This window comes from Gibbsiella greigii, from assembly GCF_039540155.1.
Taxonomy (GTDB): domain Bacteria; phylum Pseudomonadota; class Gammaproteobacteria; order Enterobacterales; family Enterobacteriaceae; genus Gibbsiella; species Gibbsiella quercinecans.
The window spans coordinates 201762-219231 of record NZ_BAABEM010000004.1; the positions used below are offsets into that span (position 1 = coordinate 201762).

16 protein-coding genes are annotated in these 17470 nt (G+C 55.6%); 11 read left to right on the forward strand and 5 right to left on the reverse strand.

What is annotated here, in order from left to right; translation table 11 throughout:
* Positions 1-74: 74 nt before the first annotated feature.
* A complete protein-coding gene (locus AC559G_RS01850; RefSeq protein WP_498910866.1) occupies positions 75-860 on the reverse strand; it encodes a helix-turn-helix transcriptional regulator in 786 nt (261 codons plus the stop codon).
* 99 nt (positions 861-959) lie between these two features.
* On the opposite strand from AC559G_RS01850, the gene AC559G_RS01855 reads away from it, so the two are divergent.
* The 3 genes from AC559G_RS01855 to AC559G_RS01865 all read left to right on the forward strand — a co-directional run bounded on the left by AC559G_RS01855 (position 960) and on the right by AC559G_RS01865 (position 3330).
* Positions 960-1730 (forward strand): class I SAM-dependent methyltransferase, encoded by a 771-nt coding sequence (locus tag AC559G_RS01855; RefSeq protein ID WP_498910868.1) that lies wholly within the window; start codon positions 960-962, stop codon positions 1728-1730.
* 281 nt (positions 1731-2011) lie between these two features.
* Complete coding sequence (locus AC559G_RS01860) at positions 2012-2293, forward strand: YdgH/BhsA/McbA-like domain containing protein (RefSeq protein WP_438599499.1); 282 nt, start codon at positions 2012-2014, stop codon at positions 2291-2293.
* Positions 2294-2763: 470 nt separating this feature from the next.
* Positions 2764-3330 carry a class I SAM-dependent methyltransferase gene (locus tag AC559G_RS01865; RefSeq protein ID WP_438599500.1) on the forward strand — a complete coding sequence of 189 codons (567 nt, stop codon included), beginning with the start codon at positions 2764-2766 and terminating at the stop codon, positions 3328-3330.
* On the opposite strand, the gene AC559G_RS01870 is transcribed toward AC559G_RS01865, so the two are convergent.
* Positions 3317-3778, reverse strand: a complete 462-nt coding sequence (locus AC559G_RS01870) for a GNAT family N-acetyltransferase (RefSeq protein WP_498910871.1) — start codon at positions 3776-3778, stop codon at positions 3317-3319. The genes AC559G_RS01865 and AC559G_RS01870 overlap by 14 nt on opposite strands.
* 149 nt (positions 3779-3927) lie before the next feature.
* Here AC559G_RS01870 and AC559G_RS01875 point away from each other — a divergent pair, with 149 nt between their 5' ends.
* The 4 genes from AC559G_RS01875 to ppnP all read left to right on the forward strand — a co-directional run bounded on the left by AC559G_RS01875 (position 3928) and on the right by ppnP (position 8726).
* Positions 3928-5043, forward strand: a complete 1116-nt coding sequence (locus AC559G_RS01875) for an ABC transporter substrate-binding protein (RefSeq protein ID WP_498910873.1) — start codon at positions 3928-3930, stop codon at positions 5041-5043.
* Positions 5036-7153 (forward strand): TonB-dependent siderophore receptor, encoded by a 2118-nt coding sequence (locus AC559G_RS01880; protein WP_438599503.1) that lies wholly within the window; start codon positions 5036-5038, stop codon positions 7151-7153. Before AC559G_RS01875 ends, AC559G_RS01880 begins: the two co-directional genes overlap by 8 nt.
* A gap of 214 nt (positions 7154-7367) precedes the next feature.
* Positions 7368-7892 carry a shikimate kinase gene (gene aroL, locus AC559G_RS01885; RefSeq protein ID WP_498910875.1) on the forward strand — a complete coding sequence of 175 codons (525 nt, stop codon included), beginning with the start codon at positions 7368-7370 and terminating at the stop codon, positions 7890-7892.
* A gap of 543 nt (positions 7893-8435) precedes the next feature.
* Entirely contained in the window at positions 8436-8726 is a 291-nt protein-coding gene (gene ppnP / locus AC559G_RS01890; protein WP_438599505.1) for a pyrimidine/purine nucleoside phosphorylase, read from the forward strand.
* Positions 8727-8790: 64 nt separating this feature from the next.
* On the opposite strand, the gene rdgC is transcribed toward ppnP, so the two are convergent.
* From rdgC to eat, 3 genes are all read right to left on the reverse strand, one after another.
* A complete protein-coding gene (gene rdgC, locus AC559G_RS01895) occupies positions 8791-9702 on the reverse strand; it encodes a recombination-associated protein RdgC (RefSeq protein ID WP_438599506.1) in 912 nt (303 codons plus the stop codon).
* Positions 9703-9879: 177 nt separating this feature from the next.
* Positions 9880-10737, reverse strand: a complete 858-nt coding sequence (licT, locus tag AC559G_RS01900) for a Bg1G family transcriptional antiterminator (RefSeq protein WP_498910878.1) — start codon at positions 10735-10737, stop codon at positions 9880-9882.
* Positions 10738-10978: 241 nt separating this feature from the next.
* A complete protein-coding gene (eat, locus tag AC559G_RS01905) occupies positions 10979-12346 on the reverse strand; it encodes an ethanolamine permease (RefSeq protein WP_095845647.1) in 1368 nt (455 codons plus the stop codon).
* Positions 12347-12748: 402 nt separating this feature from the next.
* On the opposite strand from eat, the gene AC559G_RS01910 reads away from it, so the two are divergent.
* The 4 genes from AC559G_RS01910 (at position 12749) to AC559G_RS01925 (ending at position 17085) form a co-directional block, all read left to right on the forward strand.
* Positions 12749-13759 (forward strand): phosphotransferase enzyme family protein, encoded by a 1011-nt coding sequence (locus AC559G_RS01910; protein WP_498910880.1) that lies wholly within the window; start codon positions 12749-12751, stop codon positions 13757-13759.
* A gap of 225 nt (positions 13760-13984) precedes the next feature.
* A complete protein-coding gene (gene qhpR / locus AC559G_RS01915) occupies positions 13985-15049 on the forward strand; it encodes an AraC family transcriptional regulator (RefSeq protein WP_498910882.1) in 1065 nt (354 codons plus the stop codon).
* Positions 15050-15728: 679 nt separating this feature from the next.
* Positions 15729-16484: a DUF8812 domain-containing protein gene (locus tag AC559G_RS01920; protein WP_498910884.1), complete on the forward strand. Its 756-nt coding sequence runs from the start codon at positions 15729-15731 to the stop codon at positions 16482-16484.
* A gap of 148 nt (positions 16485-16632) precedes the next feature.
* Positions 16633-17085: a lysozyme inhibitor LprI family protein gene (locus AC559G_RS01925; protein ID WP_498910886.1), complete on the forward strand. Its 453-nt coding sequence runs from the start codon at positions 16633-16635 to the stop codon at positions 17083-17085.
* Positions 17086-17470: the final 385 nt, after the last annotated feature.

Genomic DNA, 17470 nt, shown 5'->3' on the forward strand with positions numbered 1-17470 from the left:
AACGTCCACCCTAGCGCGTTCATGCGGCGTGATAAATCGCACGTAGGTAAAGCTATTTGTGAATTTGTTACCAGTTACGGCAGCGGGATTAACATCACCAGTTTCAACCCGCTGTTTTCCGCCGGGTGGAAGGTCATTTGCCGAAAGCGCAACCGGCCTTGACGGGCGTGAATAAACTCTCGTTCGCCGCCTTCGCGCGCCATCACATCGTGCTGTTGCCACCAGTGGTTAAAGGCTTCGCTGTTCTGCGTCATGTGGCGCACAAACGCACGCATCTCTTCGGTGCCTTGGTGGTGGCTGGTTTCGGCGCGAAACTCGGCCACAATACGTTTGGCGCGCTCATCCCAACTGCTTACCAGGGTTTTTGCCAACGGATGGAAAAACATAAAGTGCAGCAGGTTCGGCGTATCGGCACGATCGAGCCAGCCGCAGAACAACTGCTCGGCCTGCCCGTTCCAGGCCACAATATTCCAGGTGTTGCCCAACAGGTAACTGGGCACGGCGATCTGCTGCACGCTTTGCAGCAGCGCGTCGTTGGTGGTTTCGTGCTGCTGTTCCTGAGCTGGATCGGCCATGCGCGCCAAGGTAAACAGATAGTGGCGTTCGGCCGGCCCCAGGCGCAGCGCTTGCGCAATACGCGCCAGGGTCTCTGGGGAGATGGAGACATCGCGCCCTTGTTCAATCCAGGTATACCAGGTGGCGCTGATGCCGCTGATTTGCGCCAGCTCTTCGCGGCGCAGCCCGCTGGTACGGCGCCGGGGCGCGCTGGGCAGGCCGAGCATCTCCGGCGTAATACGTTCACGGTGTGCGCGTAAAAACGCGCCCAGGGCCTTGGGGCCGGATAAAGCGTCTGTTGGCATGAGGGTAGTACCTATTCATACTAGGATAACTGGTTATATTGTACCCGTATAATCCCCCGATTATAGTGTTTACACACCATTAAAACAGGGGAAGCAAACATGAGCACCAGTAACAGCCATAAAAACGCGGTCGATCGCCAGTTCGGGGAACAGGCCGGCGCCTATCTGACCAGCGCGGTGCATGCGCAGGGGAAAGATCTGCAGCGCCTGGCTGCGCTGCTGGCAGCCGAGCCGGGCGGGCGCGTGCTTGATCTGGGCTGCGGCGCCGGGCATGCCAGTTTCACCGCCGCGGCCAGTGCGGCACAGGTAGTGGCATACGATCTGTCTGCCCAGATGCTGGAGGTGGTGCGCCAGGCTGCGGCGGAAAAAGGGTTAGGCAACATTGTGCAGCAGCAGGGCGTGGCTGAATCCTTGCCGTTCGACGATGCCAGTTTTGATATTGTGATCAGCCGCTACTCCGCCCACCATTGGCATGATGTCGGCCAGGCGCTGCGTGAAGTGAAACGTGTGCTGAAGCCAGGCGGCAAAGTGGTGCTGATGGATGTGGTATCGCCGGGGCACCCGTTGCTGGATGTTTACCTGCAAACGGTTGAGGTGCTGCGCGACACCTCACACGTGCGTGATTACTCGCCGGGTGAATGGCTGAGCATGTTTACCGAAGCCGGGCTTACCATCAGCGGTGTGACGGCAGACCGTTTGTTGCTGGAATTTAGCAGTTGGGTGGCGAGGATGCGCACGCCGGAGCACTTTGTAACGGCGATTCGCGCGCTGCAGCAGGGGTCTTCGCAAGAGGTAATTAACCATTTCGCTATCCAACCGGACGGTTCGTTTTCCACGGACATCATGATGATTACCGCCAGTAAGGGGTAAGCGCCAACGGGCAGCCATCGCGGCTGCCCGCTGCTATGTTATAATATCCAGGGAAAATAAATTGTTTCCCAGCGATGATCAATCTTTGCCGATAAATGTTACCCGTTGAATAATTATATTATTTCGCCTGTGGGTTTCTCCCGCTGGCAGGTTTGACGTATTTTCTCCTTATTTCTCTCACAATAATTGATGTTCTTTACATTGAATGACGTCGGTTTTCATTGGCTGGTTAATAATTAATATCACTGACGTTTAGTCAGCCAGAAAAATAGGAGCCGATTATGAAATTATTACCTACCATCGCCGCCGTTGTGTTCGCGACAGCCTCCTTCTCCAGCCTCGCGGCGTCTTTATCGCCAAAGCAGGTTGATAGCGAACAGGCGCGTAACCTGCAAAGTATCGGGGTTGTTTCTGTTTCCGGCATCACCGGTTCTACCGATGATGCAATCCATATGCTGAGAGAGAAAGCAGCGCAAGACGGCGCTTCCTATTATCGCGTCATTGGGGTAGATACCCCAGGGGATTCCAGTAATTGGCGCGGCAATGCGGAAATTTATCGTTAATAAATCAGGGAAGGTATTTCCCTCGCTATTAACAACCCGCCATAATATATACCCAAAATAATTCGAGTTGCAGGACAAAAACGCAAAAGCGTTTTTGAACAGCGCTAGCGCTGGCCCCGAAGGGGTGAGGCCGTGTGGCCGAATCATGCGGCAACGCAGCGTTCAAATCGGCCGGGAGCAGATTTGAACGCTGTTGGCAACGGCCCCTTTGGGGCGAGACCCAAGGATGGGCCGAATAATAAAGCCAACACACCTGCAACTTGAAGTATGAAGGGTATAAAACGGTTGTGAATAATACCCGGCACGGTTAACGTTAGACAGCCCGAGGGTTATTATTGCAGCCGTTTCTTTCTGTCTAAAATATGCCTGTTGCATTTTATTACAACTGTTTGGGCCGCTTTCGGATTTATTTTAATGAAACGCTAAGAATTTCGGCTCAGATTAGAGACTTCCAACCAGAGGAGGCTCGAATGTTAAATGCGACGCGGCTGCAGTTGAAGAACCATTTTTCCTATATCCAGCAGTTTATGGCAGCACCTCGCACCGTTGGCACCTTAATGCCTTCCTCCCCCTGGCTTTGCCAGGCGATGCTCAATCAGGTGGAATGGACCCGCGCCTTGTCGATTGCAGAGTTGGGCGCCGCCGATGGGGTATTGACCAAGCGTATTCTGGCCCGTATGCGTGCGGATGCGATGTTGGACGCCTACGAAATCCAACCCGGCTTTGTGCGCCAACTGCGCCAGATTGACGAGCGCCGCCTGCGGGTGATGGCGCATTCCGCAGAGCAACTGCGCCAGGACTATGACGTGATTTTCTCCTGCCTGCCGCTGCTGTCGATGCCGGTAAAAGTCAGTATGCGCATTTTGCAGCAGGCGCAGGCCAGGCTAAATGCACGGGCGGGGGTATTGGTGCTATTCCAATACAGCCCACTGTCTGAGAAATTGCTGTCGCGTTATTTTTATTGGAAAAAGCTGCGCGTGGTGCGCAACTTCCCACCGGCGCTGGTGTACGTTTGCACCCCGATTAAAGGCGTTTGACCATGATCACGACGTTGCCGCCAGCTTGCGTACGGCGTTCGATCGCCTGCCAGCCCCAACGGGCATAGAGCATTTCCGCTGAATCCGTTTTCAGAAATAACGCCGGGTGATGCCGTTGCCGCGCCAGGCGTTCGATAGCCTGCGTCAGGCATTGCGCAATGCCCTGCCGCCGATAGTTCGGGTGGACAAACAGCCCCGTCAGCCAGGGTGAAGGGGGCATGCGCTGATGATCGTCGCTGGGCCACAGGCTGGCCATCGCCAGTGGAGTAGGGCCGGCCACCATCAGCAGCGTGGCATGATCGGCGCTTTGCCGCGCGCACAGCCGAAAGCGCTGGCGCGCCTGTTCCAGCGTACCGCCGTGTTGCGAACCCCATTGTTCAAACGCCCAGGCGGCGCAAACGTCAATAAACTGGGGAACGTCGGCCAGGGGCACAATGCGTTGCGGCATCTTTTTCTCCCGTTTTCCCGCTATTTCTTCCGCTTTACCACTGCATATTGCGTTTTTTTAACTTTCTAAATCGGTTTAAGATTGCCGCTTATTGAAAGCGTTAATATGAATGATTATTATGCGCAAAATTTTTCTTATTGATATAAATCATGCGAAATCCCCTCATTTTATGCCTCTTTTCCCTGCTATTCGCTGTAATCAACGTACAGGCGAAAACCGTTACCGATATTCTGGGCCGCCAGGTCAATGTGCCGGACAATCCGCAGCGTATTGTTTTAGGGGAAAGCCGCATGCTGTATACGCTGGCGCTGCTGGAGCCGGGGAACCCGGCGCAGCGGGTCGTCGGTTGGCCGGGTGATCTGGCGCGTTATGATGCGCAAAGCTGGCAGCTTTACACCGAAAAATTCCCTGCAATTAAACAGATCCCATTAATTAGCCCGGGCAATCTGCGCCAGATTAATACAGAAAGCCTGCTGCAACTGCGCCCCGATCTGGTCATTCTGCCGCGCTTTGCGCGCGAAGAGGGCGACAGCGACATGCTGCTCAAAGGGTTAATGCGCGCCAATATCCCGGTGGTTTACGTCGATCTGCGGGTAGATCTGCTGCACAACACGGTGCCCAGCGTGCGCCTGCTGGGGGAAGTGCTCAACCGGCAGCAGCGGGCTGAGCAGTTCATTGCGTTCTATCAGCAGCATATGGCGGTGGTCCAGCAGCGGCTGGCCGGTTATCAGGGCAGCAAGCCCACCGTGTTTCTGCACCTGCATCTGGGGCGGCGCGAGACGTGCTGCACCACGGCTGCCCACGGCAATCTGGGCGATCTGGTGGCGTTCGCCGGCGGCGATAATATCGCCAATGCCAGCATTAAAGGGGTTTATGGCGAGCTGAACCCGGAAACCCTCCTGGCCGCCAATCCACAAATTTATATTGGCACTGGGATGGCCGGGCCACAAGGCAAACGCTATTCCAGCCTGCTACTGGGGCCGCAGGTAATACAACAGGAGGCGGATGAAAGCTTCCACCAACTGATGCAAAACCAGCCCTTGCTTGCCAACCTGCGCGCCGTGAAGGACCACAAAGCCTGGAGTATCTGGCACAACTTTTATCTCAGCCCCTACCACGTGGTGGCGGTAGAGATGTTTGCCAAAGCCTTCTACCCGGCGCTGTTTGCCGATATTGATCCTGAACAGACGTTCAAGCAGCTCTACCAACAATTCTTACCATTGCCTTTTTCTGGGACTTATTGGAGTCAGTTAACAAATGAATAATGATAAGCGCCGCCTATGGTGCGCAATACCTCTGGCTGTCTGTGTTTCGTCGCCGGCGTTCGGCGAAGAGCAAAAGACAGAGGAAAAACTGGTGGTTACCGCCCAGAAAGACGGAGCCGGGGCACAAAGTTATCAGCCGGTCACCAGCGTAACGGGCACCCGCAGTGAAACCCGTTTGCTGGACGTTCCGCAGGCGATTGACGTGGTGCCGCAGCAGGTGATCGCCGATCAGGCGGTAAGCAATCTGGATGAGGCGTTGTATAACGTCAGCGGTATTACCCAGGCCAACACCTTGGGGGGAACACAGGACGCGATAATGAAGCGCGGCTTTGGCGATAACCGCGACGGCTCGATCCTGCGTGATGGCATCCGTTCGGTGCAGGCGCGTAACTTCACGCCGACCACCGAGCGCGTAGAAGTGCTGAAAGGGCCGGCTTCCATGCTGTATGGCATGGGGGAACCCGGCGGTATGATCAACATGATCACCAAAAAGCCGCAGTTGCAGCAGCATACTCATGTGGAAGGCTGGGGCAGCAGCTTTAACGGCGGTGGCGGCCAGTTGGACGTGACCGGCCCGATCGGCACCTCCGGTTTTGCTTACCGGATGATCGTCGATCATGACGAAACCGATTACTGGCGTAACTTTGGCCGCAACCGCCAAACCGTGATCGCGCCATCGTTGATGTGGTATGGCGAGACCACCACGGTGCGCCTGGCCTATGAGCACATGGAATACCTGACGCCGTTCGATCGCGGCACCATTATCGATTCGCGCACTGGCAAACCGGTCAATACGCCGCGCGATCGCCGTTTTGACGAGAGCTACAACGCCACGCGCGGCGATCAGGACAGCGTGACGCTGCAGGTCGATCAGACGCTTAATGAGAATTGGAAAACCTCATTAACTTATTCCTATAACCGCAACGCCTATAGCGATAATCAGGCGCGAGCAACCGCGCTCAACCCAACCACCGGGGTTCTGACACGCCAGGCGGATTCGACGGCCCACGCCGTAAGCCGCGCACATGCCGCGCAACTGACCCTGAACGGCGATGTGGACTGGGGGAGCGTTAACCACCAGATGCTGTTCGGCTTTGATTTTGAAGACAACCGTACCTTCCGCGGCGATATGATCCGCGGCACCCGCGACACCAACTTTAATATCTATAATCCGGTGTACGGCCTGATGCCGGCTTCCACCGCGGTGAGCGCCGCAGACAGCGATCAGCGTGAAAACCTAACCAGCTACGGTTGGTTTATGCAGGACTCAATCCAACTGAATGAAAAATGGTTGCTGATCGGCGGCCTGCGTTACGACTCCTTTGACGTGTACGCCGGCAAAGGGCGGCCATTCGTCGTGGGTGCCGACAGTTCTGACAGTAAGCTGGTGCCGCGTGCCGGCGTGGTGTACAAGCTGACGCCGAACGTTTCGCTCTACAGCAGCTACACCGAATCGTTTAAACCGAACTCGTCGATTGCCACGCAGATCGGCGCGTTGCCGCCGGAGCAGGGCAAGGCTTGGGAAGTGGGCAGCAAGGTTGAACTGCCTAACGGCGTGACCGGTACGCTGGCGCTATTCGATATCACCAAGCGCAACGTGATGGTCAGTGAGCTGGTGGGCGGCGAGACGGTTACGCGTACCGCTGGGCGCGTGCGTTCACAGGGCGTGGAGTTGGACGTTGCCGGCAATATTACCGATTCTCTTAGCGTTATCGGTACTTATGCCTATACCGATGCGCGCGTCGTGGACGATCCAGACAACAAGGGCAAGGAAATGACCAACGTGGCGCGCCATACCGCTTCGCTGTTCCTGACCCAAAACCTGGGTTCGCTCGGGCTGTACAGCGGCGATGAACTGCGTGTGGGCGCGGGGGCGCGTTACGTCGGCCGCCGGCCGGGGGATGCAGCGAACAGTTTCTATCTGGACAACTATACCGTCGCCGATGCATTTGCGGCCTATACCATGCCGGTTAACGGTTACCGGGTGAAATGGCAGTTGAACGTGAAGAACCTGTTCGATAAAACCTATTATCCGTCCAGCGGCAACAACCTGCGTGTAGCCATCGGCGAGCCGCGCGAAGTGGTGCTGCGCGCCAGCGTCGATTTCTAACCCCACCGGCGGCGTGTTTTGCCGCCGGGCTCTGCGGGCCGCGCGCTGTTCAGCGCCCACCGGCCCGCGAACCGTGGTATTTACGCCGTTGTAAAGATTGAAATACAGGCTGATGACGGTATGATGCAGCAACCATATCATCAAGTGAAGCGTGCACTGGTTAAGCGGTGTACAGGCTTGTGCTCAAGCCATCGTAATCAAGGGACAACCCGTCATGACACAACCCATTTTCATGGTAGGCGCGCGCGGAGCCGGTAAAACGACCGTGGGGCGCGCACTGGCGCAGACGCTGGGCTATCATTTTGTCGACACCGATCTGTTTATGCAGCAGACCGCACAGATGAGTGTGATGGAAATGGTTGAGAAAGAGGGGTGGCCAGGCTTTCGTCAGCGTGAAACCCTCGCACTGCAGGCGGTTACCCAACCGCACACCGTTATCGCCACCGGCGGCGGCGTGATTCTGGCGGAAGAGAACCGCCGCTTTATGCAACAGCAGGGCACCGTAATCTATCTTTGTTCACCTGCCGGGGTATTGGCCCAGCGGCTGCAGGTTTCCCCGCAAGATGCACAGCGCCCAACGCTGACAGGCCGGCCGATTGCAGAAGAAATGCGTGACGTACTGGCTGCGCGTGAAGCGCTGTATCAGGAAGCCGCCCACCACGTTATGGATGGCACTACCCATCCGGCGCAGGTGGTGGCGCAGATCCTGGCCGTGCTACAGCGCGAGACGGTAAAGTAACTTCCCCGGCCGCCGCGGCCAATCCATGGTGTTTTTCCTCTTGAACCGGCTTCGTGCCGGTTCGCCTGCTTGCGCCCGCGGAGGGTGGCGCGTAAAGTAAACAACAGCGTGGCAGTTCTTGCATCTCCTGCATCAATCAGGTTGTTCAACGGGCCAGCGGGCCTGACGGGTAAATCGACTATGAAAACGCTTCAGCGGTTTTTTCACCAGCATGCCAAAGCCTTACCGGCCTTTTGGGCGCTGTTGATTATCCTGTTTGAGGCTTCAATCGCGCTCTACATTCTGCGTAATCTATAGTTCTCTTCAACTGCGGTTGAACGCTAATCCTCGATTTAACGCGCAATAAAATTTTCTTATCCCAGGCCGCCGTGGGATGATTTCATGCCTTTTCCCCCAGCGCTGCCGCAATGCCTGCCTGAACACCGCGGTTTCAATAGCATTTTTCGCTATGGCCTGGCGCTATTCGTGCGTGAAAAACCAGTGACAGGGCGCGCTCAATCCCCCAATATGGCCGTTCCACAAAGATAATTAGCGGGACGCGTTATGCTGAATGTAAATGAGTATTTTGGCGGGAAAGTGAAGTCGATTGGTTTTGACAGCGATAGCATTGGCCTGGCAAGCGTTGGGGTGATGGCCAAAGGGGAATACACTTTTGGCACTGGCAAGCCGGAAGAGATGACGGTCGTCAGCGGCGCGCTGAATGTGTTGCTGCCGGGCGCCACCGAGTGGCAAGAGTTTAACGCCGGCGAATCCTTCCGGGTGCCGGGCAACAGTGAATTCAATTTGCAGGTGGCTGAAGCCACCTCGTATCTGTGCCGCTACCTGAGTGAGTAAGCCAGAAAGGTTCCAGTAACCGCCGCAACGTGGGCTGGCAAGCCGCCGGCCCACGTTGGCTGAGTTAGCGCTGGGTTTCGCCGCCCAGGGCTTCAATCAGGTTCTGGATCAACGCCGCCAGTTCGCTGGTCATCAGAATAAAATCGGCGTCAAAGCGTTGGGCGAAGTCGTCGCGGTCAATATCGTCGTTTTGATCGCGCAGCGTATCGGCAAACTTCAGGCGCTTAATCGAACCGTCGTCGGCAATCACCAGTTGGATCCGCTCCTGCCAGTCAACCGCCAGCTTGGTCACCAGCTTGCCGGCTTCAATATGCACCGCGATTTCGTCGCTGATCAGGTTTTGCTTTTTGCAGCGGATCACGCCGCCTTCTTCCAGTATCGCCTTCAGCTCGGCTTCATCCTGAATGATAAAACCGGCCGGTAGCTCGCCGGAACGCACCCATTCGGTCAGCGTCAGTTCGATCGGGCTTTCCATGGTCAGCGGCACCACCGGCAATGAACCCAGGCTCTTGCGCAGCAGCGCCAGCGTGTCCTCGGCGCGTTTGGCGCTAGCGGCATCGACCATGATCAGGTTGTTGACGGTGTCGATCCACATAAAGGTCTGGTTGAAACGGCTGAAGGCCCGCGGCAGCAGGCTATGCAGCACTTCATCTTTCAGCGAGTCTTTCTCGGTTTTCTTCAGCTTGCGATGCTGCTCGCCTTCCAGCTTGTCGATCTTGGCCTGCAGTTCCTGCTTGATGACCGGCGAGGGGAGGATTTTCTCTTCCTTGCGGGCGCAGATCACGATCTGGCCGTTGACCGCATGGGTCAGCGCGTCGCTGTGGGAGCCCATTGGGGAAACCCAGCCCGTTTTTGCCATATCCTGGCTACCGCATGGTGTGAACGAAAAGGCGCTGAGCTGTTTTTCCATTTCATCCGCGTTCAGCGCCACGTCGCTGTTCAAACGGTAAACCATCAAATTCTTAAACCACAGCATATTGTTATCCCAGGCTGGGCGTGCATTTTACACGCTGATTCATCAAAAGCAGGGCGGCATGATAACCAATCAGCCGTGAAAAATCGCCCTCTTCCAACGCATTCTCTCCCCGGCGGGTTCAGCGGTGGGATGGGCGCCAGGGCGTGTGGTGATGCGCAAACGGCCAGCGGCCGCCGCTTAGCCGGCGTCGGGGGCGGGCGTTTCGCTTTCGCTGCGCACCCGCTCAATATGAATCGTCAGGAACAGCATTTCCTCGGTCGTGAGCTGGTGCTGGTAGTGTTTCTCTATGTGCTGGTTGATTTTGCCGGCGCAGGCGAACGAGGCGCGGTATTTTTCTTTCACCATCTGGTAGAGCGAATCATCGGCGCTGTCGACGTAGTTTTTACCCAACAGGCGTTGGGCGAAGAACTTCAGGTGGGTAACAAAGCGGTGGTAGCTTAACGCTTCTTCGTTGTAATCAAATTGGAAATGGTATTTGACGATGTTGAGGATTTCCTGCATCACGCGGGTGATATGCAAGGTGTTTTGCATTTCGTCGTTCAACTGGGCGTTGACCAGGTGCAACGCGATAAACCCTGCTTCATCTTCAGGCAGCGTGGCGCCAAGCCGCTGGGCAATCAGCGCCAGCGCCTCCCGCCCGATCGTGAACTCATTCGGGTAAAGCTTTTTGATATCCCATAGCAACGCGTTGCGGATATTAATCCCTTGTTCATGGCGCTGCAGCGCGGAATGAATGTGATCGGTCAGGGTGATGTAAACAATGTTGTGCAGCTTGCCCGGCAGGCGCTCGCGGGCGAGGGTAATAATTTTATCCGCTGTAGTGACGCAGGCTAAAGGGATCTCCGCCAGCAACTGTTTGAAATGCTCGCTCACTTCCCCCTGGTTCAGGGTGAAGACTTTTTCAATCAGGCTCTCATCTACGCTGTCGCCGACTTTCTTTTTAAAGCCGATGCCGCAGCCCATTACTACCGTTTCTTCCGTATGCGCATCAAGCGTAATCACCACGTTATTATTTAGTATCTTAGCGATCTTCATGGCTTTTCCCGGCGTTGTTGCCCGCTGAAAACAAAAAAACCTGACGCCCAGGTATAGCCCCGGATGTCAGGTTTTGCCTGCGCCCCCGCGCTCTTCTTCGCTACGCAGGCATGCTGCCTTTTTGCTAATGCGCGTGATGCAGGGGATTTACACAGTGACAATCCTGTAACTGCCACATGATAACGGTTCTCCGTGGTGGTTCAACGCTTTTCACCATGGACTGCCGTCGTGATCACATTTATCAGTCGCTGCCCGACAGCATCATATCCTGCGGTGCGTTGCGGCGCTGAGTTTTGGTCAGCAGGAAGTAAACGTAGCCACAGGCCATCAGGGCGATGAACAGGCCGCCTATGATCGGGTTAAACCACAGCATGGCGATCAGGCAAACAAAGGCCAGTACCAGCGCGATGGCCGGCACTACCGGGTAGCCAGGCGCCCGGAAGCTGCGCTCCAGATCCGGCGCGCTGCGGCGCAGTTTGAACAGGCTGAGCATGCTCATCAGGTACATCACGATGGCGCCGAATACCGCCATGGTGATCATCGCGGCGGTCAGGCTCATCCCCTGCAGGTTGATCACGCCGTCGCTGAAGATCGCGGCAATCCCGATGACCCCGCCGGCAAGAATGGCGCGGTGCGGCGTTCTAAACCGCGACAGCTTCGCCAGCGACGTGGGCAGGTAGCCTGCGCGCGCCAGGGCGAAGAACTGGCGGGAATAGCCGAGGATAATGCCGTGGAAGCTGGCCACCAGCCCGAACAGGCCGATCCACACCAGCATGTGCATCCAGCCGGAATTCTCGCCCACGATCATTTTCATCGCCTGGGGCAGCGGATCGTTAATGTTGGCGAGCTTGCTCCAGTCGCCGGCACCGCCGGCCAGCAGCATCACGCCCAGCGCCAGCAGCACCAGCGTCATAATGCCGGAGATATAGGCGCGTGGAATGGTGCGTTTGGGATCCTTGGCCTCTTCGGCGGCCATTGCGGCGCCTTCAATGGCCAGGAAGAACCAAATGGCGAACGGAATGGCGGCGAATATGCCTGCCACGGCCGTGCCGCTGAATGTATTGCTGCCGGCCCAGCCGTTGAGCACAAAGTTGCTGAAGCTGAAGCCTGGCGCCACTACCCCCATGAACACCAGCAGTTCGAACACCGCCAGTACGGTAACGCACAGTTCGAACAGCGCCGCCAGTTTAACGCCGAGGATATTCAGCGTCATGAAGATCGCATAGGCGCCAACGGCCGCCACCTTGGGGTTCAGCGCCGGGTACTGCACGTTGAGGTAGGCGCCGATCGCCATGGCGATGGCCGGCGGAGCAAACACAAACTCGACCAGTGTGGCCAGCCCGGCGATCAGGCCGCCGGTTTCGCCGAAAGCGCGGCGGCTGTAGGCGAACGGACCGCCGGCGTGTGGGATGGCGGTGGTCAGTTCGGTGAAGCTAAAGATAAAGCAACTGTACATGGTCGCCACTAATAGCGTGGTGATCAGGAACCCGAGGGTGCCCGCAACGCCCCAGCCGTAGCTCCAGCCAAAGTATTCCCCTGAAATTACCAGCCCGACGGCAATCCCCCATAGATGCAAGGTGTTTAGCGTGGGTTTGAGTTGCATGGTCATTGGTGTTCTCCCGATCGAAACGGTGCATAGCCGCCAGGCGCCGATCAAACGGCGCAGGCGGACGTCATTTCCACCGGTCTGGGCCTGCCAGACCGCCCTGCAAGATATCCGGGTGCTATCAATGCACCGAAAAAGTATGTTTTTCAAAATGATATTGGCCATCTTGGTGCGTGCGGCCTTATGGGTAGGGTGTGCTGCTCACGCAGCCCTTGGGGGGATAATGCCTGTGCAACTAAGGGGAAACTTGACCACGGAATAACGAAAAGGGCCATTTACGGTCAACTTTTGCCATTGGGAAACGCGCCTGCAACCTAAAGTCAACATTTTGCGCTCTGCGGTCAAGCGGGGTGGGCTCGGTCACATCATGCTGGAAGCCTGTTGACCGCTATGGAGTGACGCGCGATGACCGCAACACAGTACGATACGTTGGATAATCATACCCTGCAGCAGATTGCCGAGCGCGGGCTGCAGCGTTACGCAGCCACCCTGAACGGCGTTCTGACGCTGCTATGCCGTTCCGAAAACGCCACTTTCAAGCTTGATAGCGCCGACGGCCGGCGTTATGCCCTGCGCATTCACCGCGCCAACTACCACCAGCGCGATGAGATCGCCAGTGAGCTGGACTGGCTGGATGCGCTGCGTGAACACGGCATCGTGGTGCCGCAGGCGGTCTATGGCGAAGACGGCGAGCGGGTACAAACCATCACCTTGGCCAACGGTGAAGCACGGCATCTGGTGGTGTTCCACTGGATCGAGGGCGATATGCCGACCACCGAGGTGGATCCACGCGCCTTTCAGCGGTTGGGGGAAATTACCGCCCAACTGCATCAGCACAGCCGCCGCTGGCAGCAGCCGGCGGGTTTTCGGCGCATTATCTGGGATCATCCTTCAATGGTGGGGGAAGCGGGCCACTGGGGGCGTTGGCAGGATGCGCCTAACCTGGCGCAGGCCGATCATCCGGTGATCGAAGCCACGCTGGCACGCGTTGGCCGGGAACTGGCGCAGTACGGGCAAGATCGCCAGCGTTATGGGTTGATCCACGCCGATCTGCGCCTGACCAACCTGTTGTTGCAAGGTGATGAAACGCGGGTGATCGATTTTGATGACTGCGGCTTCGGCTGGTATCTGCACGATCTGGCGGCGGCGATCAGCTTTGTGGAGCACCACCCGCGGGCGGCAGAGTGGGTGGAGCACTGGCTGGCCGGTTATCAGCGCGTTTGCTCCCTGAGCGAACAAGATCTGGCGATGGTGCCGACCTTTATCATTCAGCGCCGCATCCAGATGCTGGCCTGGATAGGCTCGCATGCCGAAACGGAAATGGCGCTAAGCCTGGGCGATCGTTGGGCGGCGGAAAGCGTGCGTTTGTGCCGCCGCTATCTGGAAACCGATCTGCTGCCGGTGGGCGCTGCCTAGGCGCACCAAAACCGGGCGGCCTGCTGGCGGTGATGTATCGCGGTGGTGAAAGGTTAACCGGCAACGGCCAACAGTGGGCGCGTGCTGGCGTGCTTTAACGTGCCCTGTACGCCGCAATTTGCCGGCTGCGTGCAATGTTGGCTCGGTTAACCCGGCGCCGCGGGCAATCTGGTACAGAAGTTGCTTCATTCCCTGAATCATTTTACAACCACAGTGGGATGAATCATGCAGATAGCACTTTCCAGCCAGCCGGGGTTGTTCTCACATTTGGATGCCGGTTTGGCACAAGGCAACCGTGGCGTTCTGGCTGCCGCCGCCAGCGGCCTGAGCGAGTTCATACAGAATAAGGGCGGCGATGTTGATCGGATTTTCGGCATTTCCGGCATTGATGCGGAACAGTTGGCCTGCCCGACGCTCAGTATCGGCCTGACCAACTATTGCCAGGTGCTGGAGCAGGCAGCGCGCCATTCCGGTTGTGATAACTTCGGTTTGCACTACGGCCAGCAGTTTAAACCGCAGTCATTAGGCCTGATTGGCTATGTCGGCCTGTGTTCGCCAACGCTGGAAATGGCGTTGAAGAATCTGGTGATGGCATTTCCCTATCACCAGCACAGTACGCTGACGCGGCTGGTCGATAAGGGGGAATATTATCGCTTCGATTATCAGGTGCAGCACGGCGCTATCCTGTGCAAGCGCCAGGATGCCGAACTGACGCTCGGCATGGTGATGAACCTGATCCGCCACGTGCTCGGTAGCCGTTGGGCGCCGCGCGAGGTGCATTTTGAACATCCGCGGCCGGAGAGCTGGCATGAGCACTGCAAGCTGTTCGATGCCCCGGTGTACTTTGATCAGCCTTACAATTCCCTGATCCTGCCCAAGCGCGATCTGGCCCGTGCGATGCCGGAGCGTGACGCGACGTTGCTGATGGTGGTGCAGGATGCGATCCGCCGGCTTAACGCGCAGGAGCCGCACCAGACTCTGGTGGACGGCGCGCGCGCCCAGGTGCGCCATGCGTTGCTCAGTGGTGAGCCCGCGCTGGAAATCATTGCGGAAAAAATGGGGATGTCTGCCGGTTCGCTACAGCGTCGGCTGCGCGATCAGGGGCTGACTTTTACTGCGCTGGTGGATAAGGTGCGCTGTGAGCTGGCGACGTACTATTTGCAGCAGCGCCATTTGCCGATTTCCGAGCTGGCGTTGTTGTTGGGGTATTCGGAGGTGAGTGCGTTTTCACGTGCTTTTCGGCGTTGGTTTGGTATCAGTCCGCGGCAGTGGCGGCAGGTGCCAAATTGAGGGGGAGGGCGTTTCGTTAATGTTGTTGTTGGGGTCGTGGAGGGTTTTGGGCGCTATAACGTCGTCGTTTTCTATAACACCGGATCTTGTACCAGGCGTTCGGGCTGCTAATTTGCTGTTGGTGCGAACCGTTACAGTCTGGTGGCAACGGCCCATCAACCATCAGTAAGATCCGTACTTTCGGTTCCATACCCGGCGGATTTGTCACTCACCTCAGTCAATTACCTGAGTAAACTCTCGGGGACTCGCTGCGGCGCTGCCTTCCTGTAACTTAAATTATTTAGAGTATGGCCCCATATGTTTCAACAATGATCAATATATTGACCGGTACAGGTAACAGCTTCCGCCCAAAATCGGATTTATCATAGAAAGTATTAGGGCGTGTTATGCGGTGCCTAACAGGGTAATATCGCTTATATACCCGTCATACTTCAAGTTGCAGGTGTGTTGGCCGCACTCAGTCACCCGAATCACTTACCGGAGTAAACTCATCGGGATTCCTCCCTTGCCGCCATCCTGCAACTCGAATTATCTTAGGTATAGGATTGACTGGAATTTCTGTAAGTAATATAAAAATGGTAGGAAGCATCAACTGGCAGGAATACCAAAGAAAACTGCGAAATGTAATGGAATACATACCGTGATCAGTAGCGCGGTTGTCAGAAAGGTGTCATACATCATGTCATACCACCCACCCCGTGTATTTCGCCCCACTGGATCTATTGGTGTCTTTGGCGCCAATGCGCCGGAAGAGGTGAAAACGCTACAGAAGATGATGATCAACGCGGGTTACAACAACATTCGCGGTAACAACCTCCGCGTTACCGGCCATTGTGACCCGGAAACCAAAGCGGCGATTATCTGGTATCAGCGCTTACTGAATATGTCGCCCTCTGGCCTGATTCATCCCCAGGAAACGTGGTTTTTCACTATGTTCAGCCAGACCATGGCCCCGCACTGGCGGCCGCGTGATACCGGTCCGCTTCACGTTCGTGAAGGGCAGGTCACCTTTGATGCTGAAGGCGTGGATTATTTAAACGGCCCAGAGCCATTCAGACAGCCTACCAGAATGCCGGCTTTTTCGCGTATCCTGCATTGGCCTGAATCTTCTTCCGGAGTTACCATCGGCCGCGGTTATGACATGAAAGACCGTAGTGCAGGCCAAATAATGTCAGAACTACGTCAAGCCGAATTTGAAGAATATAAGGTGGTGATCTGCTCCAAAGCAGCAGGATTATACGGGCGTCATGCTCGTGAATTTGTAGATACCTATCGCCCTCTAGTTGGCGAAATTACGCACCAGCAACAGATAAGGATTTTTGAAATTTCTTATCAGCAGAAGCGAGATTATGCAAGAATTTTTTACATACGTTTCTCGGGGGAAATACCTGGTGCACCGTCATGGGAAAACCTGGAACAATGTATTAAAGACTAGTAGTAGATATATTTTATCAAAGTGTCCATAACGCGCGTAAACTGATTGAGGCTGCGGCTCAAGGTAAGGTTGCGCTGATTAAACATATTAAGGATGATAGCCAGTATATGAAGTATGAAACTCATAGGAAAAGGATAAGTTATCTGAAATGAATAGAATATTATATATTGTAGCCTTTTTTATTATCCTGTTGTCTACCAAAACATGGGCTGATCTAAGTCAGGGGATAGAGAATGATGTTTGTTTCAAAAAAAATAATAACGATTATCATAAGGCTCATGACTGTCTATCTGTAATGAAACGCGAGTCAGAGACCAGATTAGAGAAATTAATTCAAGCCATTAATGATCTTATCGTTAAAAACAATGACGTTCCAGTTTTCCAGAGTGACGATCCGAATCTGACCATTGGCGATGTTTACAGTAAACACTTTCTGGCTTCACAAAAAGATTGGCAAAAGTACAAAAAAAACCTTTGCCTTGGCGTAGCGTCTGAGGTTGGTACGGGCACGTATGATTATCAGGCATCAATAGACCAATGTGAAATAAATCTCAACAAGCGACACATGGAAGAAATTAATATGATGGGGATAACACCTTAGGTTGTGTTTCGCAAATAAGTCGTGGTGCCGTCTTTGTGTTCAAAGCCCGTTATCACGCCAGCGGTGCCATGTGCAATTGTTGCAGATAAACGCGGGGGTGATTAAGGCAACTGCCGTTGAGATCCGCGTCGGTAGATTACTGTTTAAGCAACGTTCTTTGTCGGGTTCGGAGAGGGTTTCGGGCGCCATCATATCGTGGCTTTTTGCGGCACCGTAGCTCGTGCCCGAGTTAGGGGCCGTGGGCGCGGCCCCTAACGAGTTAGGGATCCCCACAAATAACGCCTGTTTCGTAATTTTTCTGCCAGCTATCAAAGGCGCGGTTAAGGTTTGTTTCCGTGATGAAATCAGGCTCGTGGCGCAACACATTTCGTGCTAATGTCTGAAA